The 17,195-nt window shown below is 72.0% G+C and carries 4 protein-coding genes; all 4 read left to right on the top strand.

What is annotated here, in order from left to right:
• The first annotated feature begins 103 nt into the window (after positions 1-103).
• The 4 genes from ACNQQL_RS03260 to ACNQQL_RS03245 are packed head-to-tail and all read left to right on the top strand — an operon-like array spanning position 104 to position 17,191.
• Positions 104-9,769 (top strand): amino acid adenylation domain-containing protein, encoded by a 9,666-nt coding sequence (locus ACNQQL_RS03260; RefSeq protein WP_347063189.1) that lies wholly within the window; start codon positions 104-106, stop codon positions 9,767-9,769.
• 9 nt (positions 9,770-9,778) lie between these two features.
• Complete coding sequence (locus tag ACNQQL_RS03255; protein WP_347063188.1) at positions 9,779-14,758, top strand: amino acid adenylation domain-containing protein; 4,980 nt, start codon at positions 9,779-9,781, stop codon at positions 14,756-14,758.
• The gene (locus ACNQQL_RS03250; RefSeq protein WP_347063187.1) at positions 14,748-15,782 is read left to right on the top strand and encodes a GNAT family N-acetyltransferase; all 1,035 of its coding nucleotides are present in this window, start codon (positions 14,748-14,750) and stop codon (positions 15,780-15,782) included. The genes ACNQQL_RS03255 and ACNQQL_RS03250 overlap by 11 nt, the downstream gene beginning before the upstream one ends.
• Before the next feature lie 32 nt (positions 15,783-15,814).
• Entirely contained in the window at positions 15,815-17,191 is a 1,377-nt protein-coding gene (locus ACNQQL_RS03245) for a lysine N(6)-hydroxylase/L-ornithine N(5)-oxygenase family protein (protein ID WP_347063186.1), read from the top strand.
• Positions 17,192-17,195 lie beyond the last annotated feature (4 nt).

Below are 17,195 nucleotides of genomic sequence, written 5' to 3'. Positions count from 1 at the left end.
CAAAACGGTAAAAAATCGGCCGCGCCGTTCGTCACACCAGTGAAGCCGCCCCAAGCGGCCCCGAGACTTGGCCGAAGCGGCCGGACCGAAGGATTTCACGCACATGACGAGTTTCCCGACTGCGCTGCATCACCGAATCCGCGAACTGGCGGGCGTCGCGCCCGACGCACCGGCAATCGCGGTACCTTTCCAGAACGACTTGCGCCTGTCGCGCGGCGCGCTCGACGCGCGTGCGTCGCTGCTGGCCCGGCAACTGCGCGCGGCCGGCGTCGGCGCGGAAGTGCGGGTCGGCGTCTGCGTCGAGCGCTCGTGCGAGCTGTTCGTCGCGCTGCTGGCCGTGCTGAAGGCGGGCGGCGTGTTCGTGCCGCTCGATCCGCGTCATCCGGCCGCGCGCCTCGACTGGATCGTCCAGGATGCGCAACTGCGGCACGGCATCGTCGACGAAGCCGGCCGCGCGGCGCTCGGCGCGCCGTTCGAACATGCGTTCGACGCGGCTGCCGAAGCGGCGGGCGAGCAGGACCTCGCTGCCGATGACGAAGACGTGCCCGTGCACCCGCGTGCGGCCGCCTACATGATCTATACGTCGGGCTCGACCGGCACGCCGAAGGCGGTCGTCGTCGAGCATGGGCCGCTCGCCGCGCACTGCGACGCGCTCGCGGCCGCGTTGCCGATCGAGGCCGGCGACCGTCTGCTGCATTTCGCGTCGGTCAATTTCGACGCCGCGCATGAGTGCTGGCTCGCGCCGCTCGCGGTCGGCGCCGGTATCGTCGTGGCGCCGCCGCAGCCGTTCGCGCCCGACGCCGCGCATGCGCTGATGGTGCGCGAATCGGTCAACGTCGCCGCGTTCCCGCCCGCGTACCTGCGCGAATTCGCGGCTGTCGCCGCGCGCGACGGCGTGCCGCCGGCATTGCGCGTGCTCGCGTTCGGCGGCGAAGCGCTGCCGCAGCAAGCATTCGAATTCGTGCGCTGCACGTTTCCGTCGGTACGCCTGATCAACGGCTACGGGCCGACCGAGGCCGTGATCTCGCCGATGCTGTGGCCGGTCGAACCGGGCGAGACGCCGGTGCTGGCCGCCGACGACGCGTATGCGTCGCTGCCGATCGGCCGCGTGATCGGCCCGCGCGTCGCGCACATTGACGGCGATGAGGCCGATGGCGTGGGCGAGCTGCTGCTCGGCGGCGTCTGCATCGCGCGCGGCTATCACGGCCGCCCGGCGCTGACGGCCGAACGCTTCATTCCCGATCCGGACGGCGAGCCGGGTGCGCGCGTCTACCGTACGGGCGATCTCGCACGCCTGCGCGACGACGGTGCATTCGACTATCTCGGCCGCCTCGACGACCAGGTCCAGGTACGCGGCGTGCGCGTGGAGCCCGCGGAAATCGCTGCGTGCCTGCGCTCGCATCCGGCCGTGGCCGACGCGGCCGTGGTCGCCGAAACCGGCAACGGGCCGACGCGGCTGATCGCATGCGTCGCGCTGCGCGCGGCGGCCGACGATGCGGCGCTGAAGGCGCACGTGGCCGCGCAATTGCCGGCGGCATGGCAACCGCACCGGTTCGTGCGTTGCGATGCGCTGCCGTATACGTTGAACGGCAAGATCGACCGTGCCGCGCTGCGCGAGCGGATTGCCGCCGCGCGCGACACGACGCAACGCGCCGGCGACGCGCCGCGCACGCCCACCGAGCAGCAACTCGCCGGCATCTGGCAGACGCTGCTCGGCCTCGACGCCGCTCCGGCGCGCGACGACCGTTTCTTCGCGCTGGGCGCCGATTCGCTCGCCGCGATGCAGTTGCAGGCCGCGATTCGCGCCGCATCGCGCGTGAACCTGCGGCTCGATACGCTGTTCGCCGATCCGGCGCTCGCCGAACTGGCCGAAACGGTCGATCGCGCGGAACGCGAGACCGGCGAGCCGCTGGCCGCCATTTCCGCGCGTCGCGCGCCGGCCGATGCGGCCGCATCGGGCGCGCCGCAGGTCGATCGTGCGGCGTCGCTCGCGCAGCAACGCTTCTGGGTGCTCGCGCAAACGCGCGATGCGAGCGCCGCATATCACATCGCCGCGCACTGGACGATCGACGGCACGCTCGATCGCGACTCGCTGCAGCGCGCGCTCGATCACGTGATCGGGCGTCATGAGGCGTGGCGCACGACGCTCGTCGACAACGACGACGGCGTCGTGATGCAGCGGATTCATGCGCAACTGCCGGTGTCGATCGCCGCTATCGACCTGCGCGACCAGCCGCCGGCCGCGCGCGACGCGCAAGCCGCGCGTCTCGCCGAGCGCGACGCGGCCGAACCGTTCGACCTCGCACGCGGCCCGCTGCTGCGCGCGACGCTCGTCGCGCTCGCCGACGACCGTCACCGCCTGCTGCTGACCGCGCATCACGCGATCACCGACGGCTGGAGCTCGCGCTGCGCGTTCGACGAACTGTCGGCCGCGTACCGCGCGTATGCGGAAGGCCGTGAACCGTCGCTGCCTGATCTGCCGATCCAGTACGCCGACTATGCGGACTGGCAGCGCGACATGCTGGCCGGCGGTGAGGGCGAACGCCAGCTCGATTACTGGCGCGGCGCCTTGCGCGACGTGCCGGGCCCGATCGCGCTGCCGGTCGACCGTCAGCCGGGCGCTGCGCGCACGCTGCAGGGGGCACGCGTGTCGGTGCGCCTGCCCGACGCGGTCGCGGCCGACGTGCGGCAACTCGCGCGCGACGCGCAAGCCACCGTCTTCACGGTGCTGCTGGCCGCGCTCGACGCATGGCTGTCGCGCCTGACCGGCGAAACGGACGTCGTCGTCGCGGTGCCGGTCGCGCATCGCCAGCGCGCTGAAACGCGCGCGTTGCTCGGGCTGTTCCTGAATACGGTCGCGCTGCGCGTGCGCGTGGCGCCGACGCTGCCGTTCCGTGCGCTCGTCGACGCGGCGCGCACGGCGGCGCTCGACGCGGTCGCGCACCAGGACGTGCCGTTCGAGCGTGTCGTCGATGCGGTGAAGCCGCCGGTCAAGCGCGGCGACGAATGGCTGCGCGTGAAATTCGCGCAGCAGTTCGACGCGCGGCACGACAGCGTGCTGCCGGGTGCGACCGCTGTTGCCACGCCGGGGCCCGATCTGGCCGCGCGTTTCGACTTCGCGCTGGATTTCACCGACGACGCGAACGGGATCGAACTGGTCGCGGCCTATGCGACCGACTGCATCGACGCCGACACCGCACGCGCGTGGCTCGACAGCTATGCTGCGCTCGTCGGCGCGGCCGCGCACGATCCGCAACGCGCGACGGCCGCGCTGCCGTGCGACGCATCGGCCGCGTCGCGCCAGCCGCGCGACGGCCGCGCGCTGCGCGTCGAACATGCCGACATCGTCGCCGCGTTCGCGCGACAGGCGGCCGCGTATCCGCATCGTGTCGCACTCGCCGATGCGTCGGCGTCGCTGACGTTCGCCGAACTCGACGATGCGTCGAACCGAATCGCGCGCGCGCTGACACAGCGCGGTGTCGCCGCCGAAGCGTCCGTCATCGTGTGCATCGAACGTTCGGCGCGCTTCGTCGTCGGCCTGCTCGGCGCGCTGAAGGCCGGCGCGCTTGCCGTGCTGCTCGATCCCGCACAGCCGGCCGCGCGACTGGCCGCGGCGGCAGCCGACTGTGGCGCGCGTTGGGCGCTCGTCGCGGATACGGCCGCGTGGCCGGCCGGCATCGACGCTCAGCCGCTCGACGTCGACACGCTCGCACAGGACGCGACGCTCGCGCATGCAGCCGCCGTGCGCGTCGCACCGCATCCGGAACAGGGCGCGTACCTGATCTATACGTCAGGTTCGACCGGCACGCCGAAGGGCGTCGTCGTGTCGCACGGCGCACTGGCCGACTACGTGCAGGGGATGCTCGACGAACTCGCGTTCGCGCCGGACGCATCGTTCGCGATGGTGTCGACCGTCGCCGCCGACCTTGGCCACACGACGCTGTTCGGCGCGCTGTGCGCGGGCCGCACGCTGCACCTGCTGCCGGCCGCGTGTGCGTTCGACCCCGACCTGTTCGCGGACGAGATGCGCCGCCGCGACGTCGGCGTGCTGAAGATCGTGCCGAGCCACCTGCAGGCGCTGCTCGACGCGCGCGTGCCGGCCGACGTGCTGCCGCGCCACGCGCTCGTGACGGGCGGCGAAACGCTCACATGGGCGCTCGTCGCGCGCCTGGCCGCGCTCGCGCCGGCCTGCCGCGTGATCAACCATTACGGGCCGACCGAAGCGACGGTCGGCGCGATTGCGTGCGACACGGCGTCGATCGCCGCCGATGTGCGCGATTCCGCGAGCAGCGTGCCGCTCGGCCTGCCGCTGCCGAATGCGCGCGCGCTCGTGCTCGATGCGTTCGGCGCATGCGTGCCGCCCGGCGCGACGGGCGAGCTGTATCTGGGCGGCCCGGGCGTCGCGCGCGGCTACCTCGGGCGTCCGGCGCAGACCGCCGAACGCTTCGTGCCCGATCCGTTCACGCCCGGCGCGCGGTTGTATCGCACCGGCGACCGTGTGCGGTTGCGCGCGGACGGCCGTCTCGCGTTCCTCGGCCGCATCGACGATCAGGTGAAGATCCGCGGCTACCGCGTCGAACCGGGCGAGGTGAGTGCAGCCGTGCGCGCGGCCGGCCCGGTCGCGCAAGCCGAAACGCTCGCGATCGAGCACGACGGCCGCCTGCGGCTCGCGACCTTCGTCGTGATGCGCGACGGTGCGGCGTTCGACGAGGCCGCCATGCGCGCGGCGCTCGCCGCGAAGCTGCCCGACTACATGGTGCCCGCACAGTTCGTCGTGCTCGCGCGCCTGCCGGTGACCGCGAACGGCAAGATCGATCGCGCGGCGCTGCGCGAACTGGCAGCCGCGCCGGTCGCGATCGCGTCCGGCGACGCGCCGCAGGGCGCCGTCGAAACGGTGCTCGCCGAAGTCTGGCAGGCCGTGCTGAAGGCGCCGCGGGTCGGCCGCGACGACAACTTCTTCGAACTCGGCGGCGATTCGATCCTCGTGCTGCAGGTGATTGCCCGGGCGCGCAAGCGCGGCGTGCGTTTCACGCCGAAGCAGCTGTTCGATGGCCCGACGGTCGCCGAACTCGCGCGTATCGCGAAGACCGAGGACGTGACTGTTGCCGCGCAGCCTGCAGCCGCAACCTCAGTGGCGACACCGGCCGCCACGCCAATCCTGACGCCTGCGCAGCAACGCTTCTTCGCGCTCGACGTCCCGCATCGCGGCCACTGGAACCAGTCGGTCGCGTTCGACGTGCGCGGGCCGTTCGACGCGGACGCGTTCGCGCGCGCATTCGATGCGTTGCTGACGCATCACGACGCGTTCCGCCAGCGCTTCGCGCTTGGGGCGGACGGCACGTGGCACGCCAGCGATGCCGCCAAGCCGTATGACTCGCTGCCGTTCGTCGAAGTCGCCGCACGCGACGAAGCCGACGCGCTCGCGCGTTTCGACGCATTGCAGCGCCGTCTCGATCTCGGCCGCGGGCCGCTCGTGTGCGCGTGCGCGGCACGGCTGCCGGACGGCTCGACTCAGCTCTATCTCGCGATTCACCACGCGATCGTCGACGGCGTATCGTGGCGCATCCTGCTCGACGACCTCGACTCGGCCTACCGCGCCGCATGCGACCGCACGCCGGTCCGGCTGTCGCAGCCGGGCCTGCGCGCGGATGCATGGGCCGCACGACTCGCGCGCGCCGCGACGGAACCGACATCGCCGTTCGCGGCCGAGGCCGCGTACTGGGCCGGGATGGCGCAGGGCGACGACCTCGTGCCCGATCATCCGGACGCAGTGGCGACGAATGCCGATGCGGCCGTCGTCGTGCAGACGATCGACGCGGCGTTGACCCGCGCGGCGCTGACCGATGCGCATGCGGCCTATCGCACGCAGACGATCGAACTGCTGGGCGCGGCGCTCGCGCTGGCGCTATCCGGCGCACGCGGAGGCGCGGCATCGTGCCGCGTCGAACTGGAAGGGCACGGCCGCGAGGCGCTGTTCGACGATGCGGACGCGAGCCGCACGATCGGCTGGCTGACGAGCCACTACCCGGTGACGCTGCCGGTCGAGGCGACCGCGAGCGACACGCTGTGCGCGGTCAAGGACACGCTGCGCGCGGTGCCGCACAAGGGGCTCGGCTTCGGCGTGCTCGCGCATTACGGCGATGCGGCGACGCGCGCGGCGCTGGCCGCCGTGCCGCGCCCGCGCGTCACGTTCAACTATCTCGGCCAGTTCGACGCGCCGCGCGACGCAACGCTCGTGCCGCGTTTCGGCGGCACCGGCGTCGAGCGCGACCGCCAAGGGCCGCTCGGCAATACGCTCGCGATCCACGCGTACCTCGATACCGACCGCGACGGCGCACGCACGCTGAAAGTGCACTGGGTCTATGGCGCGCCGCAGTTCGAGCGCGCGACGATCGACGCGTTCGCCGAACGCTTCGCGGCCGCGCTGCGGGAACTCGTCGAAGCCTGCGCGTCGCGCGTCGCGCATCGCGGCGGCGGCGCGACGCCGGGCGATTTTCCGCTCGCGCAGGCTGCAGGCCTCACGCAGGCAGCGATCGAACGCACGCCGCTCGACTGGCGCACGATCGACGACGTGTATCCGCTGTCGCCGATGCAGCAGGGCATCCTGTTCCATGCGCTGTTCGCGCCCGGCCACGCGAGCTACGTGAACCAGCTCGTCGCGGCCGCGACCGCGCTCGATGCCGAGCGTCTCGTCAATGCGTTCGACGCATCCGTCGCGCGCCACGACATCCTGCGCACGAGCGTGATGCCCGACGAAGCCGCGCCGCTGCAGTGCGTGCATCGCCACGCACGGATGCCGGTCGAGCAGCTCGACTGGCGCACGCGCGGCGACACGCTCGATGCTGATTTCGACGCATGGCTCGCGGCCGACCGCGCACGCGGTTTCGACTGGCGCGAGCCGCCGCTGATGCGGCTTACGCTGATCCGCGTGACGGACGACGCATGGCGCGTCGTGTGGACGCGTCACCACGTGCTGCTCGACGGCTGGAGCACCGCGCGCCTGCTCGCGGACGTGCTGCGCGACTATCGCGACCCGGACGCCGTGTCGCCGTTCGCGAGCCGTCCGGCGCTGCGCTATCGCGACTTCATCGCGTGGCTCGGCACGCGCGACCGCGATGCCGACGAACGCTTCTGGACCGAGCGCCTCGCGCGGCTCGACGCGCCGACGCTGATCGCGGAACGCGCGGCCGACCGCGCGGACGCGGACATGGTCACGTGGCGCGCGACGATCGACGCGGACGCGATGACGCGCGTCGCGCAGACGGCGCGCGCACTGAAGCTGACGGTCAACACGCTGGTGCAGGGCGCGTGGGCGCTCGCGCTGCAGCGGATGACGCACCAGCCGGCCGTCGCGTTCGGCGCAACCGTCGCGGGCCGCCCCGATGCGCTCGCGGACATCGACACTGTGCTCGGTCTTTTCATCAACACGTTGCCGGTGATCACCGCACCCGCGCCGCAGCAGCGTGCGGCCGACTGGCTGCAAACGCTGCAGCGCGAGAATGCGGCGGCCGCCGAGCATGCACACACGCCGCTCGCCGACATCCAGCGCTGGGCGCGCGGCGCGGGTGGCGCACTGTTCGACACGCTGGTCGTGTTCGAGAACTACCCGGTGGACGACACGGCGCGCGACGCCGATCCGCGCGCGCTTGCGCTGAGCGGCGTGCGCAGCATCGAAGCGACCGATTTCGCGCTGACGCTCGTGATCGAGAGTGGTGCCGAATTGACGATCGACTACGGCTACGACACCGCACGCATCGACGCGCGGCAGGTCGAGACCTGGCACCGTGCGTTCGCGTGCGCGCTCGATGCGCTGGCCCGCATGCCGGACGCGCTGCTCGGCGCGCTTTCCATCGCGGACGACGCAACCCGCGACGCACTGGCGCTCGCGCAGGACAGCGCGCAGTCATGGCCGGTTTCGCAACGGCAGCCGCTGCACCTGCAATTCGCCGATGCGGCGCGCGCGACGCCCGACGCGATCGCGCTCGAATACGCGGACGTTCACGGCGGCGTGCAGCGCGCGACCTATCGCGAACTCGACGTCGGCACGTCGCGCATCGCAGCCGCGCTGCACCGGCGCGGCGTGCGGCCCGACACGCCGGTCGCGCTGTGCTTCGAGCGCTCGTTCGACATGGTGATGGCGCTCGTCGGCGTGCTGAAGGCCGGCGCCGCCTACTTGCCGGTCGATCCCGACTATCCGGCCGAGCGCATCGCCTACCTGCTGCGCGACGCGCGGCCGGCCGTCGCGATCACGCAGGCCCATCTGCGCGAGCAGGTCGAGGCCGCGCTTGGCGACGGTTCCGCGACGCAGTTGCTGACGGTCGCGGACCTGCTCGCCGATGAAGCGGCGGAAGGTGAAGAAGCGCCTGCGGGCATCGCCATCGACGACGCGCGACTCGCATACCTGATCTACACGTCGGGCTCGACCGGCAAGCCGAAGGGCGCCGGCAACACGCACGGCGCGCTCGCGAACCGGATCGCGTGGATGCAGCACGCATACCGTCTGACGCGCGACGACGTCGTGCTGCACAAGACGCCGTTCGGCTTCGACGTGTCGGTCTGGGAATTCGTGTGGCCGCTGGCGATCGGCGCGAAGCTCGCGATCGCCGCGCCCGGCGACCATCGCGATCCGGCGCGTCTCGCGGCCGCGATCCATGCGCACGGCGTGACGGTGCTGCATTTCGTGCCGTCGATGCTCGCCGCGTTCGCCGCGTATCTCGACGATTTCTCGGCCGCCGCGCAATGCGACAGCGTGCGCCTGATCGTCGCGAGCGGCGAAGCACTCGCGCCCGAACTCGTCGCGAAGATGGCACGGCTGCTGCCGAACGCGACGCTCGTGAACCTGTACGGGCCGACCGAGGCCGCGATCGATGTGTCGCACTGGACTTGCGGCCCCGGCGACGCGAATGCGGCCGCGGTGCCGATCGGCCATCCGATCGCGAACCTGCAACTGCACGTGCTCGATGCCGCATGGCAGCCGGTGCCGGCCGGCGCGACCGGCGAGCTGTATCTCGCGGGCGCGGGCCTGGCGCGCGGTTATCTCGGTCGCCCGGCGCTGACCGCCGAGCGCTTCGTGCCCGATCCGTTCGTGCCGGGCGCACGCATGTACCGTACGGGCGACCTCGCACGCCGGCGCGCCGACGGTGCGCTCGACTACCTCGGCCGCGTCGACACGCAGGTGAAGCTGCGCGGCCAGCGGATCGAGCCGGGCGAGATCGAGGCGCTGCTGCGCGCGGCGCCCGGCGTGAACGACGCGGTCGTGATCGTGCGCGACGAGCAATTGATCGGCTATGTCGCGCGCGGCGACGCGGGCCCGCTCGACCGTGCGGCGCTGCTCGACACGTTGCGCGCGCAACTGCCGGCCTACATGGTGCCGTCGCAACTGATCGAGCTCGACGCATTGCCCGTCACGCCGAACGGCAAGTGCGACCGCCATGCATTGCCCGCGCCGGTGCGCGAAGCGGCCGAAGCCGTCGAACTCGCGACCGACACCGAACGCGCGCTCGCGGATATCTGGCAACGCGTGCTGCACGTCGATGCGATCGGCCGCGACGGCGACTTCTTCCTGCTCGGCGGCCACTCGCTGCTCGCGACGCAGGCCCACGCGCAGGCGAACCTGCACTGGGGGCTCGCGCTGCCGCTGCGCACGCTGTTCGACACACGCACGCTCGCGCGCTGCGCGCAAGCGATCGACGCGGCCTGCGTGGCGCGCGGCGCGACCGATGCGGCGAGCGCGATCGACGCGCTGCTCGGCGAACTGGAAACCCAATAAGGACGACGGATGACGAAGGTTCAACCCGACTGGCTCGCGCTCGCGACGCGTTTCGCGCAGCTGCCCGACGCGCAGCGCGCGGTCTTCATCGACAAGCTCGGCGCGGCCGGCATCGACTTCCGCGTGCTGCCGATCCCGCCGCGCACGCCGCGCACGCCGCGCAGCGATCGCGTGCAGGCGTCGTTCGCGCAGACGCGGCTGTGGCTGCATGCACGGCTGATCGATGCGCCCGACGCGTATCACATCACCGAGCGCCTGGCGCTGACGGGTCCGCTCGACACGCATGCGCTGCGTCTTGCCTGCGACGCGCTGATCGCGCGCCATGAAGCGCTGCGCACGACTTTCGACGAAGCGCAGGACGGTGTTGCGCAAACGATCCATGCGCCGCTGCGTTGCCCGTGGCGCGAAACCGATCTCGAAGCGTTGCCGGACGCACAGCGCACCGCGCGAGCGGAGGCCGTCGCGACGGCCGACGAAGCCGAACCGTTCGATCTCGGTGCGGCGCCGCTCGTGCGCGCGCATCTGGTCCGCTTCGACGCGACGCATCACTGGCTCGCGTTGACCGTGCACCACATCGTGTCGGACGGCTGGTCGTCGGGCGTGATGCTGGAAGAGCTCGCGGCGTTCTACCGCGCGTATGCGTCCGACCAGCCGGTGCCGCTCGCGCCGCTGCCGATCCAGTACGCCGACTATGCGCTGTGGCAGCGCCGCTGGCTCGACGCCGGCGAACGCGATCGCCAGCTCGCGTTCTGGCGCGAACGGCTCGATCCGCAGCGCGGCGTGCTGACGCTGCCGGGTGCGGCCGCACGGCCGGCGCGCCGCAGTGCGCGCGGCGCGCGTCATGTGTTTTCGCTCGACGCGCGCGTCGGCGCGCAACTGCGTGCGTTCGCGGCCGTGTCGGGCGCGACGCCGTTCGCGGTGCTGCTCGCCGCGCTCGATGTGCTGCTCGCGCGCGCGACCGGCGATGCGCGGATCTGCGTCGGCGTGCCGGCTGCAAACCGCGAACGCGCGGAAGTCGCCGACCTGATCGGTTTCTTCGTCAACACGCTTGCAATCGACGTCGACGTGCCTGCGCACGGCGATTTCTCGTCGCTGGTCGCGCGCACGCAGCGCGCGCTCGTCGACGCGCAGATGCACCAGGACGTGCCGTTCGAGCAGGTGGTCGATGCGCTCGGCGTGCCGCGCAGCGCGAGCCACCATCCGCTGTTCCAGGTGATGGCAGCCTACGGCGAGCGCCGCGCGCTGCCGGTGCTCGGCGCGGCGACGGCCGCGTTGCTGCCGTCCGGCACGCCGTCCGCGAAATTCGATCTCACGCTCTCCGTCGAGGCAACACCCGACGGTACGTTCGACGCCGCGTTCATCTATGCGCTCGACCTGTTCGACGCCGACGCGATCGCGCGGCTGGCCGCGCGCTTCGTCACGCTGCTCGCCGATGCGCTCGCGCGGCCCGACCTGCCGGTCGGCGATCTCGACTGGCTGCCCGCCGACGAGCGCGCACAGCTCTTTGCGTGGAACGCGCCGGCGGGCGCGACCGAAGCCGAACCGTTCGTGCCCGTGCATGCGCGCATCGCCGCGCATGCACACGCGCGGCCCGATGCACGCGGCGTTGCCGATATCGATCGTGCACTGACGCGCGGCGAAGTCGATACACGCGCGGCGCGCCTCGCGCGTCATCTGGTGGCGGCAGGCGTGCGGCCCGAGATGCGCGTCGGCGTCGCTTTGCAGCGCTCGGTCGACCTGCTCGTCGCGCTGATCGCGGTGCTGAAGTCCGGCGCCGCGTTCGTGCCGCTCGATCCGGCCCATCCGCGCGAACGGCTCGCGCAGATCGTCGGCGACGCGAGCATCGCGCACGTGCTGACCGACGGCGCAAGCGCCGCGTCGTTGCCCGAGCTGCCGGAACTGCGCGTATGGCGCGCCGATGAAATCGATGCGCTCGACGAAGCCGCGGACGTCGCGCTGCCCGACGTGCTGCCGGGCCATGCTGCCTATGCGATCTACACGTCGGGCTCGACCGGCAAGCCGAAAGGCGTGATCGTCGACCACGCGTCGTTCGCGCTGCACTGCGCGGCGATTGCCGAGCGCTACGGCGCGGGCGAGAACGACGTGTTCCTGCTGTTCCAGTCGGTCAACTTCGACGGCGCGCACGAAGGCTGGTTTTCGCAATACATGTCGGGCGCCGCCGTATCCGTGACGGCCGACGTGCTGTGGCCGCCCGCGCAGACCTGCGCGATGATGGTCCGCGACGGCGTGACGATGACCTACGTGCCGCCCGGCTGCGCCGCGCAGCTCGCCGAATGGGCGCTCGCGCACGGCGCACCGCCGACGCTGCGTTCGCTGACCGTCGGCGGCGAAGCGACGTCGCGCGAGGCGTTCGCGATGCTGCGCCGCGCGCTGCCGAACGTGCGCGTGGTCAACGGCTACGGCCCGACCGAGACGGTCATCACGCCGACGCTGTGGATGTTCCGGCCCGGCGACGATCTCGCGAAGCTCGGCGACGCCGCATATCTGCCGATCGGCACGCTGGTCGGCGCGCGCACCGCGCACGTGCTCGACGAGCGGCTGCATCCGCTGCCGGTCGGCGTGATCGGCGAACTGTATCTGGGCGGCGAGGGGATCGGCGTCGCGCGCGGTTATCTCGACCGCCCGGCGCTGACCGCCGAGCGTTTCGTGCCCGATCCGTACGGCGCAGCGGGCGCGCGCCTGTACCGCACCGGCGACCTCGTGCGGCGCCGCGCGGACGGCGTGTTCGACTTCATCGGCCGCGTCGATCATCAGGTGAAGCTGCGCGGATTGCGCATCGAGCTCGGCGAAATCGAGGCGCAACTGGCTGCGCACGATGCGGTGCGCGAAGCGTGCGCGGTCGTGCACGGGCAGGGCGCGCTTGCGCAGCTCGTCGCGTATGTCGAACTGACCGCCGATGCACAGGCGGCCGCGCAGCCCGTCGAAGCCGCGACGCTCGACGCGCACCTGCGCCGCACGCTGCCCGACTACATGGTGCCCGCGCAACTGATCGTGCTCGACGCGTTGCCGCGCAACGCGAACAGCAAGGTCGACCGGGCGAGGCTGCCGGCGCCCGTGCGCGTCGAACGTGCGTACGAGGCGCCGCGCGACGGCGATGAAACCGCGCTCGCGGCGATCTGGTGCGACGTGCTGAATCTCGAGCGCGTCGGCCGCGGCGATCACTTCTTCGATCTCGGCGGTCATTCGCTCGCCGCTGTGCGCGTCGCGACGCGCGTGGCCGAACGGCTCGGCCGCGACGTGCCGGTGCGCGCGCTGTTCGAGGCACCCGTGCTCGCGCAGTACGCGCTGCAGGTGGCCGACGCGCCGCGCGCCGCGCATGCCGGCGCCGCGGCGCCTGGCGTCGCGGTGGCCAAACCCGATGCGAACGGCGTGTGGCCGCTGTCGCCCGCGCAGCTCGGCCTGTGGTTCCTGTGGCGCGCGCAGCCGGACAGCGCCGCGTACAACATTCCGGTCGTGCTGCGCGTGCGCGGCCCGCTCGACATCGGTGCGCTGCGTGCCGCGTTCTCGGATACGGCGGCCGTGCATCCGGCGCTGCGCGCGCGGCTCGTCGCTCGCGACGGCGCGCCGCCGGGCCAGCGGATCGCCGTGGCGGCGCCGGTCGAATTGCCGGTCGTCGACCTGTCGGCGCAATCCGATGCGCTTGCCCGCGCGGCGGCGTTGACCGACGAGGATGCCCTCACGCCATTCGACCTCTCGGCCGATACGCCGCTGTGGCGCGCACGCGTGCTGCGGCTCGGCGCGGACGACCACGTGTTGTCGATGACGATCCATCACGTCGTGTCGGACGGCGAATCGATCGAGCTGTGGCTCGATGCGGTTCGTGCGCGCTACGTCGCCCGCGTGCGCGGTGACGCCGTGCCAGCAGGAGATGCCACACCACTCGTGCTGCCCGCACCGTGCCATCCGGCCCGCGTCGCGTACTGGCGTGACGCGCTGGTCGAGCTGCCGTCGCGCGTGCTGCCGCAGCGCGCGGACGCGCCGGCCGTGCCGCAATGGCGCGCGGCACGCATCGCGTTCGAATTCGACGCGTCGCTGATTCGCGCCGCACGCGACGCTGCGTCGGCCGCGCACGCGACGCTGCCGATGCTGCTGCACGCGGCACTCAACACCGCGCTGTTCCGCGCGACGGGCGCGGCCGACCAGCCGGTCGGCGTGCTCGCGTCGACACGCGAGCTGACGGGCGATGCGGCACGCGCTGCGCTCGGCCTCTTCATCAATTCGGTCGTCGTGCGCACGCGGATCGACTCGGCCGCGCGCCGCGTGGACGTGCTCGCCCAGGTGCGCGATACGGCGCTGGCCGCGTATGCGCACGCCGACGTGCCGTTCGCCGACGTCGTCGCGGCGCTGCGCGCGCCGCGTGCTGCGCAGGCCAATCCGCTGTTCCAGGTGATGTTCAACTACCTGCGCCCGACGGGCGCGGCCGCACGCGACTGGGCCGGCCTGTCGCTTGCCGAATTCGACGACGTGCGCCATCGCGTCGTGTTCACGCTGGAGCTGGACGTCGTCGAGCATCCGGACGGCCGCGTGAGCGCCGCGTTCTCGTATGCGGACGAACTGCTCGACCGCGGTTTCGTCGATGCGCTCGTCGATCTCTATCACGACGAAGTCGCGCGTTTTGCCGGCGCGTCGGAGGCGGCGCTCGGCGCGCCCGATACGCATGTGGTCACGGATGCGGCCTTCAGCGTGCAAGCACGCGGGGAAACACGGACCGACGTGCCGTCGCAGGCGGCTGCCGAGCTCGCGGCGCTGTGGTCGGACACATTCTCGACGGCCGCTCCCGAGCCCGGCGCGGACCTGTTCGAAGCCGGCGCGACGTCGTTCGACGTCGTGCGCTTCGTCGACGCGGCCGGCCGCGCCGGTCACGCGCTGACGGTCGCCGACGTGTTCGCGTCGCCGACGCTCGCCGCACTCGGCGCACGGCTCGATGCACGCGCGGAAACAGGACAGGAGGAGCGCCATGCTGGCTGAAGTGCGTCCCGACGGATTCACGATGCCCGATACGTGCCGCCTCGCATTCGCGGACGGGCTGTTCGCCGCGCGCGACGGCACGGAGATCCGCGTCGCGCAGGGCCACGGCATCGGCGCGCAGTTGCTGCGCGCGCAACTCGCCGACGACGGCACGCTGCGCCTCGTCGCGTACAACCATCGCGCGGCGCCGGCCGACCAGCGGCGCGCGCTGCTGGCCGCGCTGTCCGCGGCGTTTTCGGACGGCGCGCACCATGCGGCGATCCGGCTCGACCCGGCCGCGTGGCCGGCAGTCGCGCTCGACGCGCTGCGCGCGAGCGGCGTGCTCGCCGACGGCGGCCGCTGCATGCGCGACGGCTGGGCGCAGCAGGCCGATCTGTGGCTCGTCGGCCCGCCCCGGCCGGGCGCGACGCGGCCGATGCTTCCCGACGGCCGGCGTCCGCCGCGCCGGCCGCCGGCGCCGCGCGGCGACGTCTACGCGCGCGACCGGCCGGCGCTCGGCGTGCGCTTCACGCTGCGCGGCTGGCAGCCGGCGGAAGACACCGTGCGGCTCGCGCGCTGGTTCGACGAGCCGCGCGTGCGCGACGGCTGGCCGGGCGCGCAGCCCGGCGCGGACAGCGCGCAAGGGGCCGCACCCGACGCCGATCCGCACGTGACGCCGCTCGTCGGCTGCTTCGACGGCGAGCCGTTCGCGTACTTCGAGGCGTTCTGGCTGAAGGAAGACGCGCTCGCGCCGCACGTCGCGGCGCGCGACTACGACCGCGGGCTGCGGATGCTGGTCGGCGAATCGCGCTGGCGCGGCCCGCATTGCGTGGCGGGCTGGCTGCCGTCCGTCGTTCATTACCTGTTTCTCGACGACCCGCGTACCGAAGCGGTCGGCTGTGCCGTTCCGGCCGGCCACGCGCGGGTTGCCGACCATCTCGCGCGGCATGGCTTCGCGCGGCAGCGCCGTCTCGCGCTGGCCGACGCGCAGCCGCTGTGGATGCGCACGCTGCGCGAGACGTTCTTCTCCGGCCGTCACGTCTGACGGGCCGGATTCACCGACAAGGGAGCTGAGACATGCAGAGAGAAACCGTATTCGACCTGATCGGCGTCGGCTTCGGGCCGTCGAATCTGGCGCTGGCCATTCGCCTCGCGGAGCGCGCCGGCGCACGCACGTTCGCCCATTGCTTCGTCGAGCGCCAGCCGGAATTCGGCTGGCATCGCGGGATGCTGCTCGACGACTGCAGGATGCAGATCTCGTTTCTGAAGGATCTCGTCACGATGCGCGATCCGAAAAGCCGCTACACGTTCATCAACTACCTGTTCGAACGCGGCCGCCTGAACGAATTCGTCAACCTGAAGAACTTCTATCCGACCCGCGTCGAATTCCACGACTACCTGAGCTGGGTCGCCGATGCGTTCGACGATCGCGTCCATTACAGCGAGACCGTGCTGGCGATCGAGCCGGTGTACGGCGACGGCGCGCGGATCGACGCGCTGCGCGTGCTGTCGCGCGATGCCGCGGGCCGCGAGCGCCAGCGCGTCACGCGCGCGCTGTCGGTCGGCGTCGGCGGCACGCCCGCGATTCCGGATGCGTTTGCCGCACTCGGCCGCGACCGCGTGATCCATTCGTCGTCGTATCTGACCGACATCGACCGGCTCGTCGCGTCGCCGGACGGCGAACGCCGGCGCGTCGCGGTGATCGGCGCGGGGCAGAGCGCGGCCGAGGTGTTCATCGACCTCGCGCGCCGCTTCCCGCACGTCGACGCGAGCCTCGTGATGCGCGCAGGTGCGCTGAAGCCGGCCGACGACAGCCCGTTCGTCAACGAGATCTTCAGCCCCGAGTTCACCGACGTCGTTTATGCGCAGCCGCACGACGCGCGCCGCGCGCTGCTCGAGCGCTATCGCGATACCAACTACGCGGTGGTCGACCGGCCGCTGATCGAGCAGATCTACGAAATGCTGTACCTGCAGCGCATCGAGGGCACGCCGCGTCATGCGCTGCTCGCGAACAGCGCGATCGAGGCCGCGGTGCGCATCGCCGACGGCCGCATCGAGCTGACGCTGCGCGACCGGATGAGCGGCGCCACGCGCGTCGAACGCTTCGATGCGCTCGTGCTCGCGACCGGCTACCGCCGCGACACGCATTCGGCGTTGCTCGAAGGGCTCGCGCCGCACCTGGGCGATGCGCTCACGCGCGGCGACGTGACGCGCGACTACCTGCTCGCGACGCCCGAGCACTTCGCGCCGCGCATCTACCTGCAAGGCTGCTGCGAAGACAGCCACGGATTGTCCGACACGCTGCTGTCGGTACTGGCGCGTCGCGCGGACGAGATCTGCGCGTCGCTCGAAGACGGGATCGCGCCCGGCCATGACGATGGCGCGGCCCGGGAGTCGCACGAAAAACGACACGAAAACGGGGTGAGCGCGGGCCGGATGGCTTTCGCTCTTTGACAAA

Source organism: Burkholderia sp. LFS061, assembly GCF_047978125.1.
Classification (GTDB): domain Bacteria; phylum Pseudomonadota; class Gammaproteobacteria; order Burkholderiales; family Burkholderiaceae; genus Burkholderia; species Burkholderia pyrrocinia_C.
This window is presented reverse-complemented; position numbering and strand designations above follow the sequence as displayed.

What these genes read in the sequence shown, in the direction of transcription:
- ACNQQL_RS03245 (WP_347063186.1), top strand. Translation starts at nt 15,815, where the DNA reads ATGCAGAGAGAAACCGTATTCGACCTGATCGGCGTCGGCTTCGGGCCG.
- ACNQQL_RS03250 (WP_347063187.1), top strand. Translation starts at nt 14,748, where the DNA reads ATGCTGGCTGAAGTGCGTCCCGACGGATTCACGATGCCCGATACGTGC.
- ACNQQL_RS03260 (WP_347063189.1), top strand. Translation starts at nt 104, where the DNA reads ATGACGAGTTTCCCGACTGCGCTGCATCACCGAATCCGCGAACTGGCG.
- ACNQQL_RS03255 (WP_347063188.1), top strand. Translation starts at nt 9,779, where the DNA reads ATGACGAAGGTTCAACCCGACTGGCTCGCGCTCGCGACGCGTTTCGCG.